A 16959-nucleotide genomic window follows, 5' to 3' on the forward strand; every position below is an offset into this window, starting at 1 on the left:
TAAATAAAAAATTTTTAACGACGTTATAGTGCAATTTAATTCGTTAAATTGATCAAAGATTTATGCAGGTTGGTATTATAGGGTTATTAGATAATTTATATTGTTCAAATACTTATACCAACTCTTTTAATTAAGTGATCTATTTTTAGATAACTGAATCGTGTCGATAACAAGACAAAAAATCGTTATTTAATTGTCCTATATCAGAAATTTTTAACGCCGTTAGCGTCAGATTTAATCCCTCAAACTGATTAAGCATTATTGCGGATTGGTTGGTTAGTATTATTCAGATTGATATTAAAACCCACATAACAAAAATGGACCACTTGGGTCCATCTCTACTTTACGAGTACTTAAAATTTAAAAGTTACTCGTCGTCATCTAAATCAGCTTGTTGACGCTGTGCCGGCTTTGCTAAAATCTCTACGTAGAAAGACTTTAAATCTTGCTTTTCGATGTCGCTGATATGATTGCTAATCTCTGCAACGTGCACTACTTGAGCATCTTCAGCTGTATTACCAAACTTACAGTCAAATGCCCAGTAATCAGCATCTTCAGGTAGCGTTTTATTACGTTCTCTTTTCAAATATTTTTTCACTTCGTGCTTTGCAGCATCGACCATACGAGGGTATTTGATTTTCTCGTGATTCAGCGTGAATGTTTTCTTCATTACGTTCCTAATTACCTTGGTTTAATGATAACGGCATTTCATGTCATACCATTTGACATCATTATAGCAATTGCATTAAATTTTTGGATGGTTTTTTTAAACTAAATCAATTTTTAGGCAATTAACATTATAAATAGCTACAAAGCCTCTCTTTTTAGCCATCATTATTATAAAAATGACCATTTAAAGCTTGTTTTACTGGGCCTGACATAAGCTGATTTGAAATCGTAGATAGATAAATTATTTTGTAGGTCAATATTATGCTGTAGCTAAGTGAAGCGGTTGATGTAATGATTCATCATTAAGACCATCATAGAATGAAGCTACGTCCATTTGCGGATGCGATAGCTGAGTCTCTTTGTTCTTAATACGTCTGCGCACAGCTAGCTCACAATTATCAAGCACATTGAGTGGAATATGAGCTAAATCATTTCTTATTGAAAGTGGTTCAGGGTTTAAGCAGTGTCGTAACTTAATATCGCTCATACCTGCATGCCCTCCCACATTTGATAATAAAGCGGCGTTGTGTTGCCCAATCAACATATTAAACTCATCCGGTGCTAAAGGCTGCTTCGGACCCGAACCAAATTGCTTACGAAGTGTCTCTTCTTCAACAATAGGGTTTTCAATATCTGTTTTTGGAAAATGGAACTGACTAAAATCAAGCGCATCGTGGGATAACATTGCCAATAAAAGAGAAAACTCTCCTCGACGTTGTTCGTGTACACTTTTATTCAACCGTGTACTTAGTTGACTCTCTGTGATTAACAAATCGTCGATTTGCATAGACTTTAGCCGATTATTGTAGGTAATAGATATTTATCGGCTTTATTTCATTTTTCTTTAGCTTTTTTCTTTACTTAAATATAAGTTTTGCTATTATCAGCGCCGTTGCACTGGAGGGGTTCCCGAGCGGCCAAAGGGATCAGACTGTAAATCTGACGGCTCAGCCTTCGCTGGTTCGAATCCAGCTCCCTCCACCACTTTTCTTACCGCTAAGTTAAGTGGGGCCAAGTGTAACAAAATTAGTGTGGAGGGGTTCCCGAGCGGCCAAAGGGATCAGACTGTAAATCTGACGGCTCAGCCTTCGCTGGTTCGAATCCAGCTCCCTCCACCACTTTTCTTCTAAAATACCTTATATTTTAAACTTCAATATTTTTTTAAAATTCCCACTGTAAACTTTGTCCATTATTCTTTAACCAATCTGATGCTATCTTATGATCCGGATAAAACTTAGCTACACGTTGCCAAAATACACGACTGTGGTCTAAGTGACGTAAATGCGCCAACTCGTGGACTATGACGTAGTCTATAATTGATTTTTTGGCTCCAATCAAGAGTAAGTTAAACGTAAGCTCACGTTTACTATTACAACTCCCCCATTTACGTTTATAGATACGTATTCGTAAATCATTCGGTAAAGGTTCCTCCATTAGTTTACAAAAGTGGGCAAGACGCATATCAATATATAATCCTAATTTTTCAGTTAAATACGCCTCAAGTAATGTTTTATACTTCAATTTTTTATGGCTCACTCGAGAAGAACACAATACGCTTAATGTATTCTCATGCTCTATAACTTGAGAATGCAAAGCGTGTTCAAACGTTATGTCTATAAGATTTGAGAAAATTAGAATTTTATGTGTTTCGAGTGGATATTGCTTTGAGTCTGCAATATTAATCTGTTTATCAAGTTGGCTATTTACCCAATCTCGTTTCTCAACCAACCATAAATCCAACTGTTTTTTAGGAACATAATGAGGCGCATAAACGGTTATTGACCGTTGGTGCACTTTAATAGCAACAGTCTTACGTCGGGCACTTCGCTTTAATTGATACTCAAACAACAGTTCTACCACATTTAACCAACACGAAATTTCTAATATTTTATACCAATAGGCTTAAGTATGGGATCTAATTAATAATAAAAAACAGGTCTATAACTAAGTGAAAACTTTATATCTAACTGCTTCAAACGATAATAGAAGACCAAGCCTTGCTGACCTTACAATATTAAAGTTCATTTTATCTAAGAGCGATTTAATCGCTGCGTGAGGTGTGTCACCTAGTGGGGTCGGTAACTTTTCATGCGTTACCTTACTGACTTACATCCATGTGAAAACAAGTAAAAACCTAGCAAAGCTTCTGCGTCCTGATCACGATTTTCACCTATATTTGTGCAGCGACAAAACGTAAATTACCTTTAGGTTGAATCCTAAAAACAGCGCATGTCTGGCACTTATGTTAACTGTACAAGCACAAATAATTGCTAAAAAATACAGTTTCACTTGAAACAAAAAAGCAGCGAATAAACCCCAATTAGATATTATTCAAAGTGATAGCAGTATGATAAAAACTTACACATAAATTCATATAATGGGAATTATAGGATTAACTACATTAGCTTTTTTTAGATGAATGCGAACCTAAGTTAACCGATGGATAGTAAAATTTTATATACGAGTAGTCATGTGATGTGATCTCATGGCTATTACCACTGTCATCTTTAAAATACATTGAAAACGTTACACCATGATCAGCAAGAACCGCTTTTATATTTAAACTTTCAAGATGACTAAGCCACTGTATAAATTGATCCCCTGTTGCCAAAAATGCAATTCCTTTACTGCGCCCCTCACCTTCAAAAAGTGCTAAACGAGTGGTTGAATAAGTATCTTCAAGTGTTAAAGGGCCGCGTCCGTCCTCATCCCAAAAGGCAAGCTCGGGTACTACACTAAAACCTAAAACACGCTCATACCACTTAACGGCATCAACCAAGTTATCTACATTTAAATGGCAATGATCAATACCTGACAATTTAGGCATATTTTTATTATCCACGTTACTCACCAATTTCTGACTTTAATTGCTCTAAAAACTCATGCATGTAAGCTGTACGCCTATTCGCTTCTGCTTTAGCTGATGGGGTATTCATGCTTTCAGCAATATGTAATAGTTTTATAAAAAAATGATCGAGTGTATATTTTTTATCATCAGCTTCTCGTTCAATACAAAAAGGGTCTTCTGGGTTATACAATAACCGAGAAATTGAGCCGCCAACTTTCATACATCGACTCACTCCAATCGCACCTAGTGCATCCATTCTGTCAGCATCTTGTACTATTTGTGCCTCAACTGTTTTAATTTTTATATTTGCGCTAAAGCTATGAGCCGCAATAGCATGATGAATATCATCAAAAAGTGACTCGTCATAATCAATCGATTTTAAAAATTCCAGTGCCTTATCTGCTGCCATAGTAGAGGCTTTTGCACGATCAGGGTGGTTTTTAGCCACCGCCACACAGTCATGCATCCACGCTGCAGGTAATACAACTGACATATTAGCCTGCTCTGCATTACATAGTTTTATTGCAACGCGCACCACTCGCTCTATATGCGTAATATCGTGAGCCACATCGGCATGCACTAAAGAGGTTATAAATTCTCTGCATTGTGAATTAAGTATTTGTAAATCGGGGCTTAAAACGGCGTCAGGCACTTTCAGGTTCCAAAAGCTAATTAATAAGTGAATTATTAGTACTTTACCGTGCTTTATAGCCCTCTTGCAAAACATTCATTGTATGTTGCCCGCTGCTTGACTAAAATACAGCGCTTATTTATTACTACTGAGAAGCCTTATGTCATCTGCCGTTTACCTACAAGCTGGTCGCGATAAATCATTAAAAAGAAAACACCCTTGGTTATTTTCAAAAGCCATCAAAAAAATTAAAGGTAAACCTGGATTAGGCGACACAGTAACGATTCACGATAGCGAAGGTAAGTTTTTAGCAACTGCTGCTTATAGCCCTCATTCACAAATTCGTGCACGTGTTTGGAGCTTTGACGAAAAAGAAATCATCGATCAAAACTTTTTTGAACGCCGTTTACGTCGCTCATTAGAAGCACGGAGCCAAGTAATAGAAGAAGGCGGATTAACAGGCTTTAGATTATGTGCAGCTGAGTCTGATTACTTACCAGGCGTTACAATCGATAAATTTGATAATGTACTAGTTTGTCAGTTACTAAGTGCGGGTGCCGAGCGTCATAAAGGCGAGATTGTTGGCGCGTTAATGGCTATTTTTCCAGGTTCTAGCATATACGAGCGCTCAGACGTAGAAGTACGTACAAAAGAAGGTTTGGAGCCAATTAAAGGTGTTCTTTGGGGTAATGAGCCAACACAACCTGTACTTATTGAAGAAAACGGCTTAAAAATTGAAGTCGATATAATTGAAGGTCATAAAACCGGATTTTACTTAGATCAACGCGATAGCCGTGCTGCACTTGAGCGTTTTTCAAAAGACAAAACGGTACTTAACTGTTTTAGTTACACAGGTACATTTTCGTTGTACGCTTTGCGTGGCGGGTGTGAGCATGTCACTAACGTTGATGTATCGCAACCAGCGTTAGATACTGCTAAACGTAATGTTGAGCATAATAACTTAGACTTAAATAAAGTTGATTTTGTGAAGCAAGATGTCTTTAAGTTGCTGCGTCAATACCGCGACGAAGGCAGACAGTTTGATACCATCGTAATGGATCCACCAAAGTTTGCTGATAATAAAGCGCAGCTAACGGGCGCGTGTCGTGGTTATAAAGACATCAACATGATTGCTATGCAAATACTAAAACCAGGTGGAACACTACTGACATTCTCTTGCTCTGGCTTAATGGAGCAAAACCTATTTCAAAAAGTTGTTGCTGATGCGGCTCTTGATGCGGGCAAAGATCTACTTATAATGGAGCGATTAAATCAAGCAGCCGATCACCCAATTGCGGGTAGCTACCCTGAAGGCTTTTACTTAAAAGGCTTAATTTGTAAGGTTTTTTAATATCTAATCATTCAATTTAATTAGTTAAACTGAATGATTTCAAGGCCTGCTGTTATTGTGCCATCATCTTCTTTGCTGGCACGTATTACCTTAGCCGTTGCTTTTAACGGTGCAATGCTAGGGTGAGTAGACGCTATATCAACTGTTAAAATAGTATCTGGCTCAAGTAAATCATCCAAATGCAATGATAACCCTGTCGCGCTCAAATCAACACACTCTGCCGTATAATTCAAGCCAGCTACTGGCTCTACTGTTGTTAAATTTGCAGTCGCATTTACCTGCATACGTCTAAAGTTTCGTTTGTCATCTGTGAACATAAATCCCTCTATACTATTGTATTAATTTGCTCTAACAATACACTCATTGAAAATGGTTTTACTACATAAGCGTCGCATCCTGCGTCAAATCCGGCTTTTTTCTCCAACTCCGACTCAAGGCCAGATACCATAACAATAGGTATATTTTTTGTCTCCGGGGTATGTTTTAGCATACGACATGTATCGTAACCATCAAGTCCTGGCATGCACACATCAAGTAAAATTATATCAGGTGGATTAGCAACCGCTGATGCTAAACAACTTTTACCTGAATCAGCATAGCTCACATCAAATTTAGCAGTGAGTGCTGCTTTAAGAATTTCATAATTAAAATACTCGTCGTCGACGACTAGCAGCCGTCGTGTTTTAGGTTCGATCAATGAGGACATGGGTATGCCGTTTCCTTCTCAAAGCAAAAATAAGTCCTCCCATTAAGGTACTAAGCTTAATGGAAAATGCAAGTTTTATTCTATTTCTTTTATTGCATTTAAAATGCGTTTTGATGAAATAGGATAAGGAGTTCCTAATGTTTGGGCAAACAAAGAGACTCTTAGTTCTTGCTGCATCCAAAAAATAGCGGTTACTTCTTGGGGAATTGGCAACCCTTTAGGTGTTTTATTAGTTAATTTCTTATATTCAATTGCCACTTTATCAAGTTCAAGTACGCATAACCTATCTCTGTTTGGATCAACTGGTAATTTTTCTAAGCGTTTTTGAATAGCTTTTAGGTAACGGATTAAATCCGTTATTTTATCTGCGCCATGCGCGCTCACAAAACCTTTAAATATAAGTGACTCAAGCTGTGATTTTATATCGCCGTGCGCCGTTATCATGGTTAAATCAACGCGCCCTTTCATTTTTTTATGCAGCGCGTGAGCAATACTTAATACTTGCTCAACCTGCGTTGCAATCGACACAACAGCATCACCGAGCTCACCGCGTATTTGCTCTTTTACTGTTTCAAATGCTTTTTCGTCACGTATATCACCGTGTTTAACTAATAGGCTATCGACACCTGCGGCTATACAGTCATCAATTAAATCAGCTATTTTACCAAATGGATTAAAGTACAAACCCAGCTTTGCTTTATTCGGTAAGTTTTGTTGTAAATACTTAATTGGCGATGGCACATTTAATAACACTAAACGGCGCAAACCTTGTTGATGTGCTTGCTGCGCTTTTGCTTCGTTATCAAACAGCTCCACTGCAGCGGCTGATTTTTTATCCACCAGCGCAGGGTATGCTTTTATCTCATATTGGCCTTGTTTTTTAACATATGAAGATGGCAGCTCACCAAAATCCCATTGTGTTAGGTCTGATTTTTCAATGCCTTTATCGGCTACTTTAGAGAGTGTTTCGGTTACTTCACCTTGCAGCTCTGCTTTAAGTTTGGCTAAATCAAGTCCACGAGCAAGTAACTTATCGTGTTCATCACGTACTTCAAACTGCAATCTTAAATGCGGTGCAAGCGCGGTTAAATCCCATGCCTCTGGATCAACTTTTACACCTGTCATTCTCAATAAACGCGTCGTTAATACATCAATTAAGCTCCCTTGCATTGGCTCAATAGCTGCCAGCACTGCATCAGCATAGTTTGGTGCTGGCACAAAATTACGACGAAGCGATTTAGGCAATGACTTTATAAGTCCACTTATTAGCTCATGCCTAAATGCGGGTATGTGCCAGTCAAAACCACTTTCTTGCACTTGATTCAACAGCGCGACCGGTATTTGTACCGCAACGCCATCAACGGCTTGGCCTGGATCAAAATGATAAGCAAGCGGCAATATAATATTGTCTTGCTGCCATGTATCAGGGTAGTCAAACTCGGTTATATTACTTGCACCATGCTGCATTAACTCTTCACGAGTCATGTGTAAGTAATGCTTATTTTGTTGTTTTTGTGTTTTATACCATTTTAAAAATGCAGCGCGGTTATTAATTTCTTTGGGTATTTTTTTATCGTAAAATTCAAATAACGTTTGCTCATCAACTAAAATATCACGACGACGTGACTTATTTTCCAGAACTTGAATATCTTCTATTAGCTCACTGTTAAATGCTAAAAAGCGCTCATTTAAGCCCAGTTCTTGCTCAACTAATGCAGTGCGTACAAAAAGCTCTCGGCTCACTTTAGGGTCAATATTGCTATAAACACAGCGGCGTTTGTTTACAACGAGTAGGCCGTACAAAGTTTGCTGCTCAAACGCAATTACCGCACCTGGCTTTTTCTCCCAATGAGGTTCTGTGTAACTACGTTTTACTAGGTGTTGTGCTAATGGCTCTACCCAGTTAATGTCTATTTTTGCATTTGTGCGGGCATATAATTTACTGGTTTCTACCAGCTCTGCTGACATGATCCATTTAGGGCTCTTTTTAAATAAACCTGAACCCGGAAAAATATGAAACTGACTATTACGTGCGCCTTTGTATATTTGTTTTTCATCTTTAAAGCCAATGTGGCTTAGCATCCCGCTTAATAACGCCTTGTGCACAAGTTCGCCATCAGCCGCTTGGCTGGTTGCTTTCATGCCCATTTCGTTACACACAGTACTTATTTGATAAACAATATCTTGCCATTCACGCAGACGCATATAGGCCAAAAAGTCTTTTTGACACAGCTTTCTAAATTGGCCGTTAGTCAGCTCGCTTTGCTGCTCTTCTAGGTAATTCCATAAGTTTAAAAAAGCAATAAAATCTGAATCTGGGTCGTCAAAACGACCGTGCTTTTCATTGGCAGCAGCACGTTTTTCTTGTGGGCGTTCACGTGGGTCTTGAATAGACAATGCTGCCACAATAATAATCACTTCACGCAATGCGCCAAGTTTATGGGCCGTAAGTACCATTTTAGCTAAACGAGGGTCAACCGGTAATCGGCTAAGCTCTCTACCTGAAGCGGTTAAACTCGTTTTGTTATCACGTTTGTCTGGTTTTACTGCTTGTAGTTCTTCTAATAACGATAGACCATCACTTATATTACGGCTATCTGGCGCTTGCACGAACGGAAATTGCGCCATATCACCAAGCCCGAGTGCCAACATTTGCAAAATAACTGAAGCAAGATTAGTACGCAGTATTTCAGGGTCGGTAAACTCTGGGCGCGATAAAAAATCATCCTCAGAGTACAAGCGAATACAAATACCCGCTTCAACACGTCCACAACGACCCATACGCTGATTAGCACTTGCTTGTGATATAGGCTCTATTGGCAAGCGCTGTACTTTTGTACGATAGCTGTAGCGACTTATACGCGCAGTACCTGGGTCTATTACATAACGAATACCCGGCACGGTGAGTGACGTTTCGGCTACGTTAGTCGATAAAATAATATGGCGACGAGAATGTGGCGCAAATATACGGTTTTGCTCTGCGTTAGATAAGCGCGAATAAAGTGGCAATACATCGGTGTGTTTTAAATTACGCTTGCTAAGTGCATCAGCGGTATCGCGTATTTCACGCTCACCATTTAAAAATATGAGAATATCGCCAGGGCCTTCAGCGCACAGCTCATCAACGGCATCAAAAATACCTTGTAGCTGATCGCCCTCCGCTTCCATATCATCTTTATTAATATCAGTAATAGGGTTGTAGCGCACATCAACAGGGAAAGTACGACCCGATACTTCTATAATGGGCGCATCATCAAAGTGCTTTGAAAAGCGCTCAGGATCAATAGTCGCTGAGGTAATTATTATTTTTAAATCAGGGCGTTTTGGAAGTAGGTTTTTTAAGTAACCTAGAATAAAGTCGATGTTTAAACTACGCTCATGCGCTTCATCGATAATAATCGTGTCGTATTGATTTAAAAAGCGGTCTTGCTGAATTTCTGCCAGTAAAATACCGTCAGTCATCAGTTTTACATACGTATTATTAGAAACCTGATCGCTAAAACGTATTTTAAAGCCAACTTGCTGACCAAGCTCACACTTCATTTCTTCAGCAATACGATTAGCCACGGTACGCGCTGCTAATCGGCGTGGTTGCGTATGCCCTATTAAACCATCAACACCACGACCAAGCTCTAAACACATTTTAGGTATTTGCGTTGTTTTGCCTGAGCCCGTCTCACCGGCAATAATAACCACTTGGTTATTTGCAATGGCGTCTTTAATTAATTCCTTTTTTTGACTTACTGGCAATTGCTCAGGGTAAGTCACTTTAGGGAGGCCAGCTAAGCGCTTATCGCGTAATTCTTGGCTACGGGTTATATCAGCCGCTATTTTTTCAAGCGCGTTGGCATGCTTGTTTTCATCGGTTATTTTTTTTACGCCATGTAAGCGTTTTTTGAAAATGAATTGATCTTTTTTTAAGCACGTTTTTAGCTCGCCAAACAACTGACCTAGGTTTACCACCCGCATACCTTATAAAATTAGTTAAAGAGCCGTAATTGTATCAAATTAAACGGCTGGGGTTAATCCTACAAAATGCATAACGCGAGGTTGTTTGTTATATAAACGCTGTTATTGAACTAAACGGTGAATAATAAATTTATTTTAAACAGTTATTTTCAGCGCTAACTACATTGAATAAATTAAATGACGTTGGCTTATTCGTCGTTAAAAATGCCCACGTAGGTCGCTTGCGTATTCGATTTACTAGCTCGATACATGCCAGAGGTATTAAACGGCAAGCTAATATTACCCTTAGTATCAATAATAATGACGCCGCCAGTGCCACCAATGGGCTTAAGCACACCGTTTATAACTTCATCCCCTGCTTCGGCTATGGTTTTACCTTGGTACTTAACGCGCGCACATATATCGCTTGCTACGTTATAGCGAATAAAGTATTCACCGTGTCCTGTTGCTGATACCGCGCACGATTCATTTTCAGCAAATGTTCCGGCCCCAATTACCGGCGCATCCCCCACGCGGCCATAACGTTTTGCCGTCATACCACCGGTTGATGTACCTGCTGCTAAATTACCATTTTTATCAAGCGCCACTGCGCCAACCGTGCCCATTTTGTAAGAGTTAGGTAATGCTTTGTGCGCGGCTTGGTACTCTTTACTGGTTGCTTTGGCTTTATCTAATTTTTGTTTTGCTTTTAAAAGTGCTTTGTAACGAGATTCGGTATCAAACAAGTTATTTTCGATAAGCTCAACACCTTGCTCTTTAGCAAACTCCTCAGCGCCTTGCCCACTGAGCATTACGTGTACAGAGTTATCCATTACCAAACGCGCTAAATTAATTGGGCTCTCAATATGCTTTACACCCGCAACTGCACCTGCTTCACGGTTTCGACCATCCATTATTGATGCATCAAGCTCATGTCCGCCATCGTAAGTGTATACCGCTCCACGCCCTGCATTAAAATAAGGGGATTGCTCTAATACTGCAATTGCTGCAGTCACCGCATCTAAGCTTTCGCCGCCTTGATGTAATACTTTATAACCTGTCTCTACTGCTTGCGTTAATTTTGCCCGATACTCTTTTTCTTGAGCGGGTGTAAATCGTGCTTTTTCTATTGTCCCTGCCCCACCATGAATCGCAATGGCAAAAGGAGTCTCTGCAGCTACTACGCTATTACTTAAAGCAAAAAAGCTGCTCGCAAAAAATGCTAATAATGGTGTTTTCATAATGAATTCTTTTATGGGGAAGTTATAAACCAATGTGAATGGTTGCGGGCTTAATTTCAACCAAAGTGAGTTTAATGACATAAAAAAAGCGCCTTAAGGCGCTTTTTCAAAATTTAACGTGTTTGTAATTAAGCTTGTTGAGCTTTTAAACGCGCTAAACGTGCTACTTGATGAGTAGACGTTAAGAAAGAATAAATTGGTGCTAAGTAACCACGTTTACGAAGCTCTAGGAAATCAGCATCGCTTAGCTCGTTTAGCTTTTTCTCATCGATAAGGTAAATACCGTTTATGTCTTTTTTCTCGCCTTTAATGTCTACTGTAAGCGTTTGCGCAATTAGTAGCTCTTTATCAGCAAGGAATTTAGTGAACGCTTCAGTTACTTGAGAAAACTCAATAAAAGATACAAGCGCTTCTTTACGACGTTTTAGGTAATCAGTCTCTTCGCCATTTTCGAATAATGCGTTGCCTTCATCTTCACCAACAAGCGCACTTGCTTCATCAATTACAATGCCGAATTGATCTTGCTCTGGGTGCTTAACTAGACCCAGTGGGTAACGAGTAGATGCCATTGGTGCAAATGCTGCTGTCCATTTACCATCTTCTACAAAAAGGTTTTCGCCTGGCTCAAGACCAAACATAGCGACAGCTTGGTAAGTGTCATTTTCGTTATTTTTAACGAATGACATTGGAAACTCGTTTGCTACACGTGCAAACTCATGTGCAACTACTGGCACTAAATGTTGAGTTTTCATGAATTCTACATTGATGCCATTTTTAATTTTAATGTTGGCATGTTTTTCGTTGTGTAAAGGCTGTACTTGTTGCTCCGCCATGTTACTGCTCCGTTTATTTTTAGTTTATGTGTTTCATTTTTAATACCTTAAGGCTAATGCTTTTGAAACCAAAAAGGAAGGGAAACTTTTATGACAGTCGTCATCAAAAAATAAAATTTAACTAAATCCAAGCGTTGCTAAAAAACACACAACCAAAACACATAAAATCAGATTAAAAACAATACACTTAATGACTATTTTTAATACAAGCTACGGATACTCATTCACATTGATTAACAGTCAGAGTGCGTTTATTTATAGTGTTTAGACTTAAATTTGAGCAAATAAAAAAGGCAGCTTATATAAGCTGCCTTTAAAAATCACATTGGTACTTTAATTTAAGGCGCCCAATATACTTCAATATTTATGCTTGGGTGGTTAAGTACAGCGCGAAGTGGCATATCATTAACATCGCCCCCCGCTTTTGCTTGCTTATAAACAGCGAGTTTTTCTTCACCGCTAATTAAAAGCTTAACGACTTTAGATTGCGCAATGGCATTTAAAGTTAGTGTCATTCTCTCAGTAATACTACCGGTTACTTCACTTTCAATCGCGTTAATAGCACACACTGATTGTGTGGTTGTTAAACCATGCTCTAAACCGTTTGCATTTGGGAATAACGACGCTGTATGGCCATCTGGGCCCATACCTAAAATAGTCACATCATATGGTATTTTTAGTTCGCTATAAGCCGCTTCACACTCTTGTGTGCCCTGTTGGGCCGTTGCAGCAGTGTTCTTCATAGTAATAAAGTTAGCAGCACTACCATGATTTTGTAATAATGTACTTTTAATAAATGCTTCATTACTTTTTTCATGGCTTGAGTCTACCCAACGCTCGTCAACCATAGCAACATCAACATGTTGCCAATCTAAATCAAGGGTTGATAAATGCTTATAAGCAGGTGCTGGTGATGAACCGCCTGATACCATCAATACAGCACGTCCATCATTTTTAATACCATCACGCAGTGATTGCTCAAGCGTTGCTGAAAGCTCTTTCGTCAACGCATCTTTATTATCAAAAAATTTCTCAACTAATGTTGCCATATTTATGCCTTATCGCCCGCGTTAAACCATACATGGCTCTTCTCTGCCAATAACTCATCAGCATCATCAGGACCCCAGCTACCTGCACGATAAAGTGCCGGTTTGCCTTTTTCTTGCCATCTGTCAACAATTGGATCAATCCATTTCCACGCTTGACGTACTTCATCACGATGAATAAATAACGACGGGTTATCAGCAGCGGCATCAAGCATTAAACGCTTGTATGCATCTGAGTGAAAACCGTTACTGTAAGCTTGTGAAAGCTCAATATTCATTGTTACTGGTTCAAGTTGCATTTCCAAATTATCGAGGCGCTTAGACATAAGCGTTAGTTGAATTGTTTCCTCTGGTTGCAAGCGAATAACAAGGCGATTTGGCTCAATATTACCTACGTTATCTTCGTAAATATTATGAGATACTTTTTTGTATTCAACCACAATTTCTGCACAGCGCTTAGCCATACGTTTACCTGTACGAAGATAAAATGGAACACCAGCCCAACGCCAGTTATCAATGTGTGCACGAATCGCAACAAAGGTTTCTGTTTTGCTAGAGCCTTCTTTTAGTTCTTCAAGATAACCGGGTACAATTTTACCATTTAAGTCACCAGGCACATATTGACCGCGCACAATATTTTCATCAACATCGCTACCATTCAGTGGGCGAAGTGCTTCTAATACCTTTAGCTTTTCATTTCGGATACTGCTGGCGTTAAGTTTATTGGGCGCTTCCATTGCAACTAAACACAGTAGCTGTAACAAGTGGTTTTGAACCATGTCACGAAGTGCACCGGCTTTATCATAAAAACCAGCGCGGCTTTCAAGGCCAACCGTTTCTGATAAGCTAATTTGGATGTTATCAATAGACTTAGCATCCCACATATTTTCAAACAATGAGTTTGAAAAACGCAGCGCCATTAAGTTTTGTACTGTTTCTTTACCTAAGTAATGATCAATTCGGAAAATTTGCTCTTCATTAAAAAACTCTGCAATTTTTCCGTTAATTGCTTCAGCAGAATCACCGCAATAGCCAATTGGTTTTTCAACAACAACACGTGATGTAGGGGTAATTAAACCTTTCGTAGAAAGTATTTCACAGCAAGTGCCGTATACAGCTGGCGGAAGAGATAAATAAAACACACGCGATTTAGTGCTTTCGTGCTCATCTAGAATGCCTTTTAGCACATCCCAATTATCATCCGCTTCTGTAACATTACTTACTACTGGCACTAAAAAAGTAGAAAACGCTTTCCAATCTTTAGCGTTAAACTCACCTTTGCTTAAAAATTCTTGTAATGCTTTATGCGCTGTTTCTACGTATTCAGCACGTTTAGATTCTTCGCGCACTGTTGGTAGGATACGTGAGCCTTCAGGTAAATTACCTTCTTGATATGCTCTGTACATTGCAGGTAGTAATTTGCGTAACGCAAGATCACCACCGCCCCCAAAAATTATAATATCAAAAGGATTAAGCATAGTTACTCTCTACGTTGTGATACCCAGTACATTTTATAAATGCGCGGGTATGCCTATTTATTGCTAGATTAGATGGCTTTTATAACTGTATTTAAATAAAAGCCTGCTGAATTGTTCTGTATTGATGATTTATTATTATTGTTTATCATTTACGCTTATTAAATGAGCCTTAGGGGCCCTGTATCTCCTCTCACAAAAATACAGACCCTAAGCACTCCAGCGCTACCCGTTCAAAGGTACTCGGTTTACTTACTTACGTAAGCGAATTTTTTACTGCGTACGGTTTTGCTTGTAGTACGCCATTAAGCCGTTTGTCGAACTATCATGGGCGTGTTTTACGCTTTCATCAGTGAGTTCACTTTCAATTTTAGATGCTAACCCTTTACCTAGCTCTACACCCCATTGATCAAACGAACATATTTCTAAAATAATGCCTTGGCAAAATATCTTATGTTCATACAGTGCAATTAAACGACCCACTGTTTTAGCATCTACAGTATCTAATAACATAGATGTTGTAGGACGATTGCCTTGATGAATTTTATGATTTAATAACTCATCAATCTCTGCTTGCGATTTACCCTTAGCGGTTAAATCAGCTGTAACTTGCGCTGCATCTACACCACTCATCATCGCTTCTGTTTGTGCAAAGAAGTTCGATAATAAAATATCGTGATGTTTATCAACATTCACTTGTGGTTTAACTGATGCAATAAAATCTGCAGGTACAATTACATTACCTTGGTGTAAGCACTGATAAAAGGCATGCTGACCATTAATACCCGTCATGCCCCAAATAATTGGAACCGTGGTGTAAGGTACCGTTTCGCCCGCAAAGTTAACGTGCTTACCATTACTTTCCATTTCGCCTTGCTGTAAATAAGCTGGTAACATATGCAGAGCTTGGTCGTACGGTAATATCGCTTGCGCTGTGTAGCCCAAAAAGCTGGTATTCCATACGCTAAGCAATGCCATAATTAATGGTATATTTTGCTCAAACGGCGCAGACTTAAAATGTTCATCTATTTCAAACGCACCTTCTAAAATTGCTTCAAAGGCGTCGTAGCCTAAATATAAAGCAATGGGTAAGCCTATCGCACTCCAAAGTGAAAAGCGACCGCCAACCCAATCCCACATAGTGAATACGTTTTCGTCGCTGATACCAAAGGCTGCCGTTTTTTCTAAATTTGTACTTACTGCAACAAAATGCTTTGCAATTGTACTTTCATCTTTTGCTGTTTGTAAAAACCAATCAACGGCTGTTTTAGCGTTTGTCATGGTTTCTGACGTAGTAAATGTTTTTGACGAAATAACAAATAATGTTGTTTCAGGATCAATGGCTTTTAAAACAGACGAAATTTGTACACCGTCAGCATTAGATACGTAATGAACATTCAATGTATCATCTGCCAGTGCTTTTAATGCCTCGGTTGCCATTTGCGGACCAAGGTTAGAGCCACCAACACCAATACTTACAACATCTTTTACCGCTTTGCCGGTATAGCCTAGCCATTTTCCGCTACGAACTTTTTCAACAAACACTTTAATTTTAGCTAATTCGTTATCTACTGCTTGTGTCACGTTTTCACCATCAACAATGAGTGGTGTATGAGCACGATTGCGAAGTGCCGTATGCAGTACTGAGCGATTTTCAGTGATATTAATTTTTTCACCACTGAACATTTTATCGCGCCACGATGCAATATCGCAATCTTTAGCAAGCGACATTAAGTTAGCAAAAACATCGTTATCAATAAGTTGCTTAGAATAGTCGAATAATACGCCAGGTACTTGAGTAGAAAACTGAGAAAAACGCGTGTCATCTTGTGCAAATAACGTTTTCAGATGTGTTTGTTTCATCTTAGCTGCACTTTGTTCGAGTGCTTGCCAACTTGCTAGTTGCGTTCGGTTAGACATGAGAATACCCTCTAAATTTTTCAACCAATTGATTTAAAAATGCTTTTTATAAAATAAAAACGATAAAAATTGCTTATTCACACTAAAATAAAACGCCGATAGTATAACTAAAAATGCAAAAAAGGTGCTGTTTTTATAATTTTAGATGCCGATGATAACGCAATTTTTAGCTTTTGACACCGGTATCATAAAGATTTTATAAATTAATTTACCTATAATTTTAAAGGCACCTGCCATAGCTTAATTGATTAAAATGAAATATTGATGAATTTTCATAAGCACAATAATTAC

General features: G+C 38.8%; 14 protein-coding genes and 2 tRNA genes. 3 read left to right on the plus strand and 13 right to left on the minus strand.

Annotation, left to right across the window (positions count from 1 at the left end; all coding sequences use genetic code 11):
- Positions 1–367 precede the first annotated feature (367 nt).
- Positions 368–670 (minus strand): DUF6172 family protein, encoded by a 303-nt coding sequence (locus DO88_RS13080; protein ID WP_007375896.1) that lies wholly within the window; start codon positions 668–670, stop codon positions 368–370.
- 258 nt (positions 671–928) lie between these two features.
- Complete coding sequence (locus tag DO88_RS13075) at positions 929–1456, minus strand: VC2046/SO_2500 family protein (protein WP_033038454.1); 528 nt, start codon at positions 1454–1456, stop codon at positions 929–931.
- Between the two features lie 112 nt (positions 1457–1568).
- On the opposite strand from DO88_RS13075, the gene DO88_RS13070 reads away from it, so the two are divergent.
- A tRNA-Tyr gene (locus DO88_RS13070) sits at positions 1569–1653 on the plus strand.
- Positions 1654–1702: 49 nt separating this feature from the next.
- Positions 1703–1787, plus strand: a tRNA-Tyr gene (locus tag DO88_RS13065).
- 43 nt (positions 1788–1830) lie between these two features.
- Here DO88_RS13065 and DO88_RS13060 read toward each other — a convergent pair.
- The 3 genes from DO88_RS13060 to DO88_RS13050 form a co-directional block, all read right to left on the minus strand.
- Positions 1831–2529, minus strand: a complete 699-nt coding sequence (locus tag DO88_RS13060; RefSeq protein ID WP_007375898.1) for a M48 family metallopeptidase — start codon at positions 2527–2529, stop codon at positions 1831–1833.
- Between the two features lie 541 nt (positions 2530–3070).
- Positions 3071–3496 carry a VOC family protein gene (locus DO88_RS13055; protein ID WP_033038480.1) on the minus strand — a complete coding sequence of 142 codons (426 nt, stop codon included), beginning with the start codon at positions 3494–3496 and terminating at the stop codon, positions 3071–3073.
- A gap of 16 nt (positions 3497–3512) precedes the next feature.
- Entirely contained in the window at positions 3513–4244 is a 732-nt protein-coding gene (locus DO88_RS13050) for an HD domain-containing protein (RefSeq protein ID WP_442960138.1), read from the minus strand.
- 64 nt (positions 4245–4308) lie between these two features.
- Here DO88_RS13050 and DO88_RS13045 point away from each other — a divergent pair, with 64 nt between their 5' ends.
- The gene (locus DO88_RS13045) at positions 4309–5499 is read left to right on the plus strand and encodes a class I SAM-dependent methyltransferase (protein ID WP_007375901.1); all 1191 of its coding nucleotides are present in this window, start codon (positions 4309–4311) and stop codon (positions 5497–5499) included.
- 20 nt (positions 5500–5519) lie between these two features.
- On the opposite strand, the gene DO88_RS13040 is transcribed toward DO88_RS13045, so the two are convergent.
- From DO88_RS13040 to pgi, 8 genes are all read right to left on the minus strand, one after another.
- Positions 5520–5816 (minus strand): PilZ domain-containing protein, encoded by a 297-nt coding sequence (locus DO88_RS13040; RefSeq protein WP_008135574.1) that lies wholly within the window; start codon positions 5814–5816, stop codon positions 5520–5522.
- An 8-nt stretch (positions 5817–5824) separates the two neighbouring features.
- On the minus strand, positions 5825–6205 hold the full coding sequence (locus tag DO88_RS13035) for a response regulator (protein WP_007375903.1): 381 nt from the start codon (positions 6203–6205) through the stop codon (positions 5825–5827).
- Between the two features lie 75 nt (positions 6206–6280).
- The gene (hrpA, locus tag DO88_RS13030) at positions 6281–10168 is read right to left on the minus strand and encodes an ATP-dependent RNA helicase HrpA (protein WP_198022400.1); all 3888 of its coding nucleotides are present in this window, start codon (positions 10166–10168) and stop codon (positions 6281–6283) included.
- A gap of 194 nt (positions 10169–10362) precedes the next feature.
- Entirely contained in the window at positions 10363–11394 is a 1032-nt protein-coding gene (locus DO88_RS13025) for an isoaspartyl peptidase/L-asparaginase family protein (RefSeq protein WP_033038482.1), read from the minus strand.
- 128 nt (positions 11395–11522) lie between these two features.
- Positions 11523–12227 (minus strand): SapC family protein, encoded by a 705-nt coding sequence (locus tag DO88_RS13020; RefSeq protein ID WP_007375906.1) that lies wholly within the window; start codon positions 12225–12227, stop codon positions 11523–11525.
- 338 nt (positions 12228–12565) lie between these two features.
- On the minus strand, positions 12566–13276 hold the full coding sequence (gene pgl, locus DO88_RS13015; RefSeq protein WP_033038458.1) for a 6-phosphogluconolactonase: 711 nt from the start codon (positions 13274–13276) through the stop codon (positions 12566–12568).
- A 2-nt stretch (positions 13277–13278) separates the two neighbouring features.
- Positions 13279–14751, minus strand: coding sequence for a glucose-6-phosphate dehydrogenase (gene zwf, locus DO88_RS13010; RefSeq protein ID WP_033038459.1), 1473 nt, complete (start codon positions 14749–14751; stop codon positions 13279–13281).
- A gap of 270 nt (positions 14752–15021) precedes the next feature.
- Positions 15022–16668: a glucose-6-phosphate isomerase gene (pgi, locus tag DO88_RS13005; protein ID WP_007375909.1), complete on the minus strand. Its 1647-nt coding sequence runs from the start codon at positions 16666–16668 to the stop codon at positions 15022–15024.
- Positions 16669–16959 lie beyond the last annotated feature (291 nt).

This window comes from Pseudoalteromonas sp. S3431 (assembly GCF_000690035.1).
Classification (GTDB): domain Bacteria; phylum Pseudomonadota; class Gammaproteobacteria; order Enterobacterales; family Alteromonadaceae; genus Pseudoalteromonas; species Pseudoalteromonas fuliginea.

Excerpts from the sequence above, each read along its gene's own strand:
- DO88_RS13080 (WP_007375896.1), bottom strand. The coding sequence starts at position 670 with ATGAAGAAAACATTCACGCTGAATCACGAGAAAATCAAATACCCTCGT.
- DO88_RS13075 (WP_033038454.1), bottom strand. The coding sequence starts at position 1,456 with ATGCAAATCGACGATTTGTTAATCACAGAGAGTCAACTAAGTACACGG.
- DO88_RS13055 (WP_033038480.1), bottom strand. The coding sequence starts at position 3,496 with ATGCCTAAATTGTCAGGTATTGATCATTGCCATTTAAATGTAGATAAC.
- DO88_RS13050 (WP_442960138.1), bottom strand. The coding sequence starts at position 4,244 with ATGTTTTGCAAGAGGGCTATAAAGCACGGTAAAGTACTAATAATTCAC.
- DO88_RS13045 (WP_007375901.1), top strand. The coding sequence starts at position 4,309 with ATGTCATCTGCCGTTTACCTACAAGCTGGTCGCGATAAATCATTAAAA.
- DO88_RS13040 (WP_008135574.1), bottom strand. The coding sequence starts at position 5,816 with ATGTTCACAGATGACAAACGAAACTTTAGACGTATGCAGGTAAATGCG.
- DO88_RS13035 (WP_007375903.1), bottom strand. The coding sequence starts at position 6,205 with ATGTCCTCATTGATCGAACCTAAAACACGACGGCTGCTAGTCGTCGAC.
- DO88_RS13025 (WP_033038482.1), bottom strand. The coding sequence starts at position 11,394 with ATGAAAACACCATTATTAGCATTTTTTGCGAGCAGCTTTTTTGCTTTA.
- DO88_RS13020 (WP_007375906.1), bottom strand. The coding sequence starts at position 12,227 with ATGGCGGAGCAACAAGTACAGCCTTTACACAACGAAAAACATGCCAAC.
- pgl (WP_033038458.1), bottom strand. The coding sequence starts at position 13,276 with ATGGCAACATTAGTTGAGAAATTTTTTGATAATAAAGATGCGTTGACG.
- zwf (WP_033038459.1), bottom strand. The coding sequence starts at position 14,751 with ATGCTTAATCCTTTTGATATTATAATTTTTGGGGGCGGTGGTGATCTT.
- pgi (WP_007375909.1), bottom strand. The coding sequence starts at position 16,668 with ATGTCTAACCGAACGCAACTAGCAAGTTGGCAAGCACTCGAACAAAGT.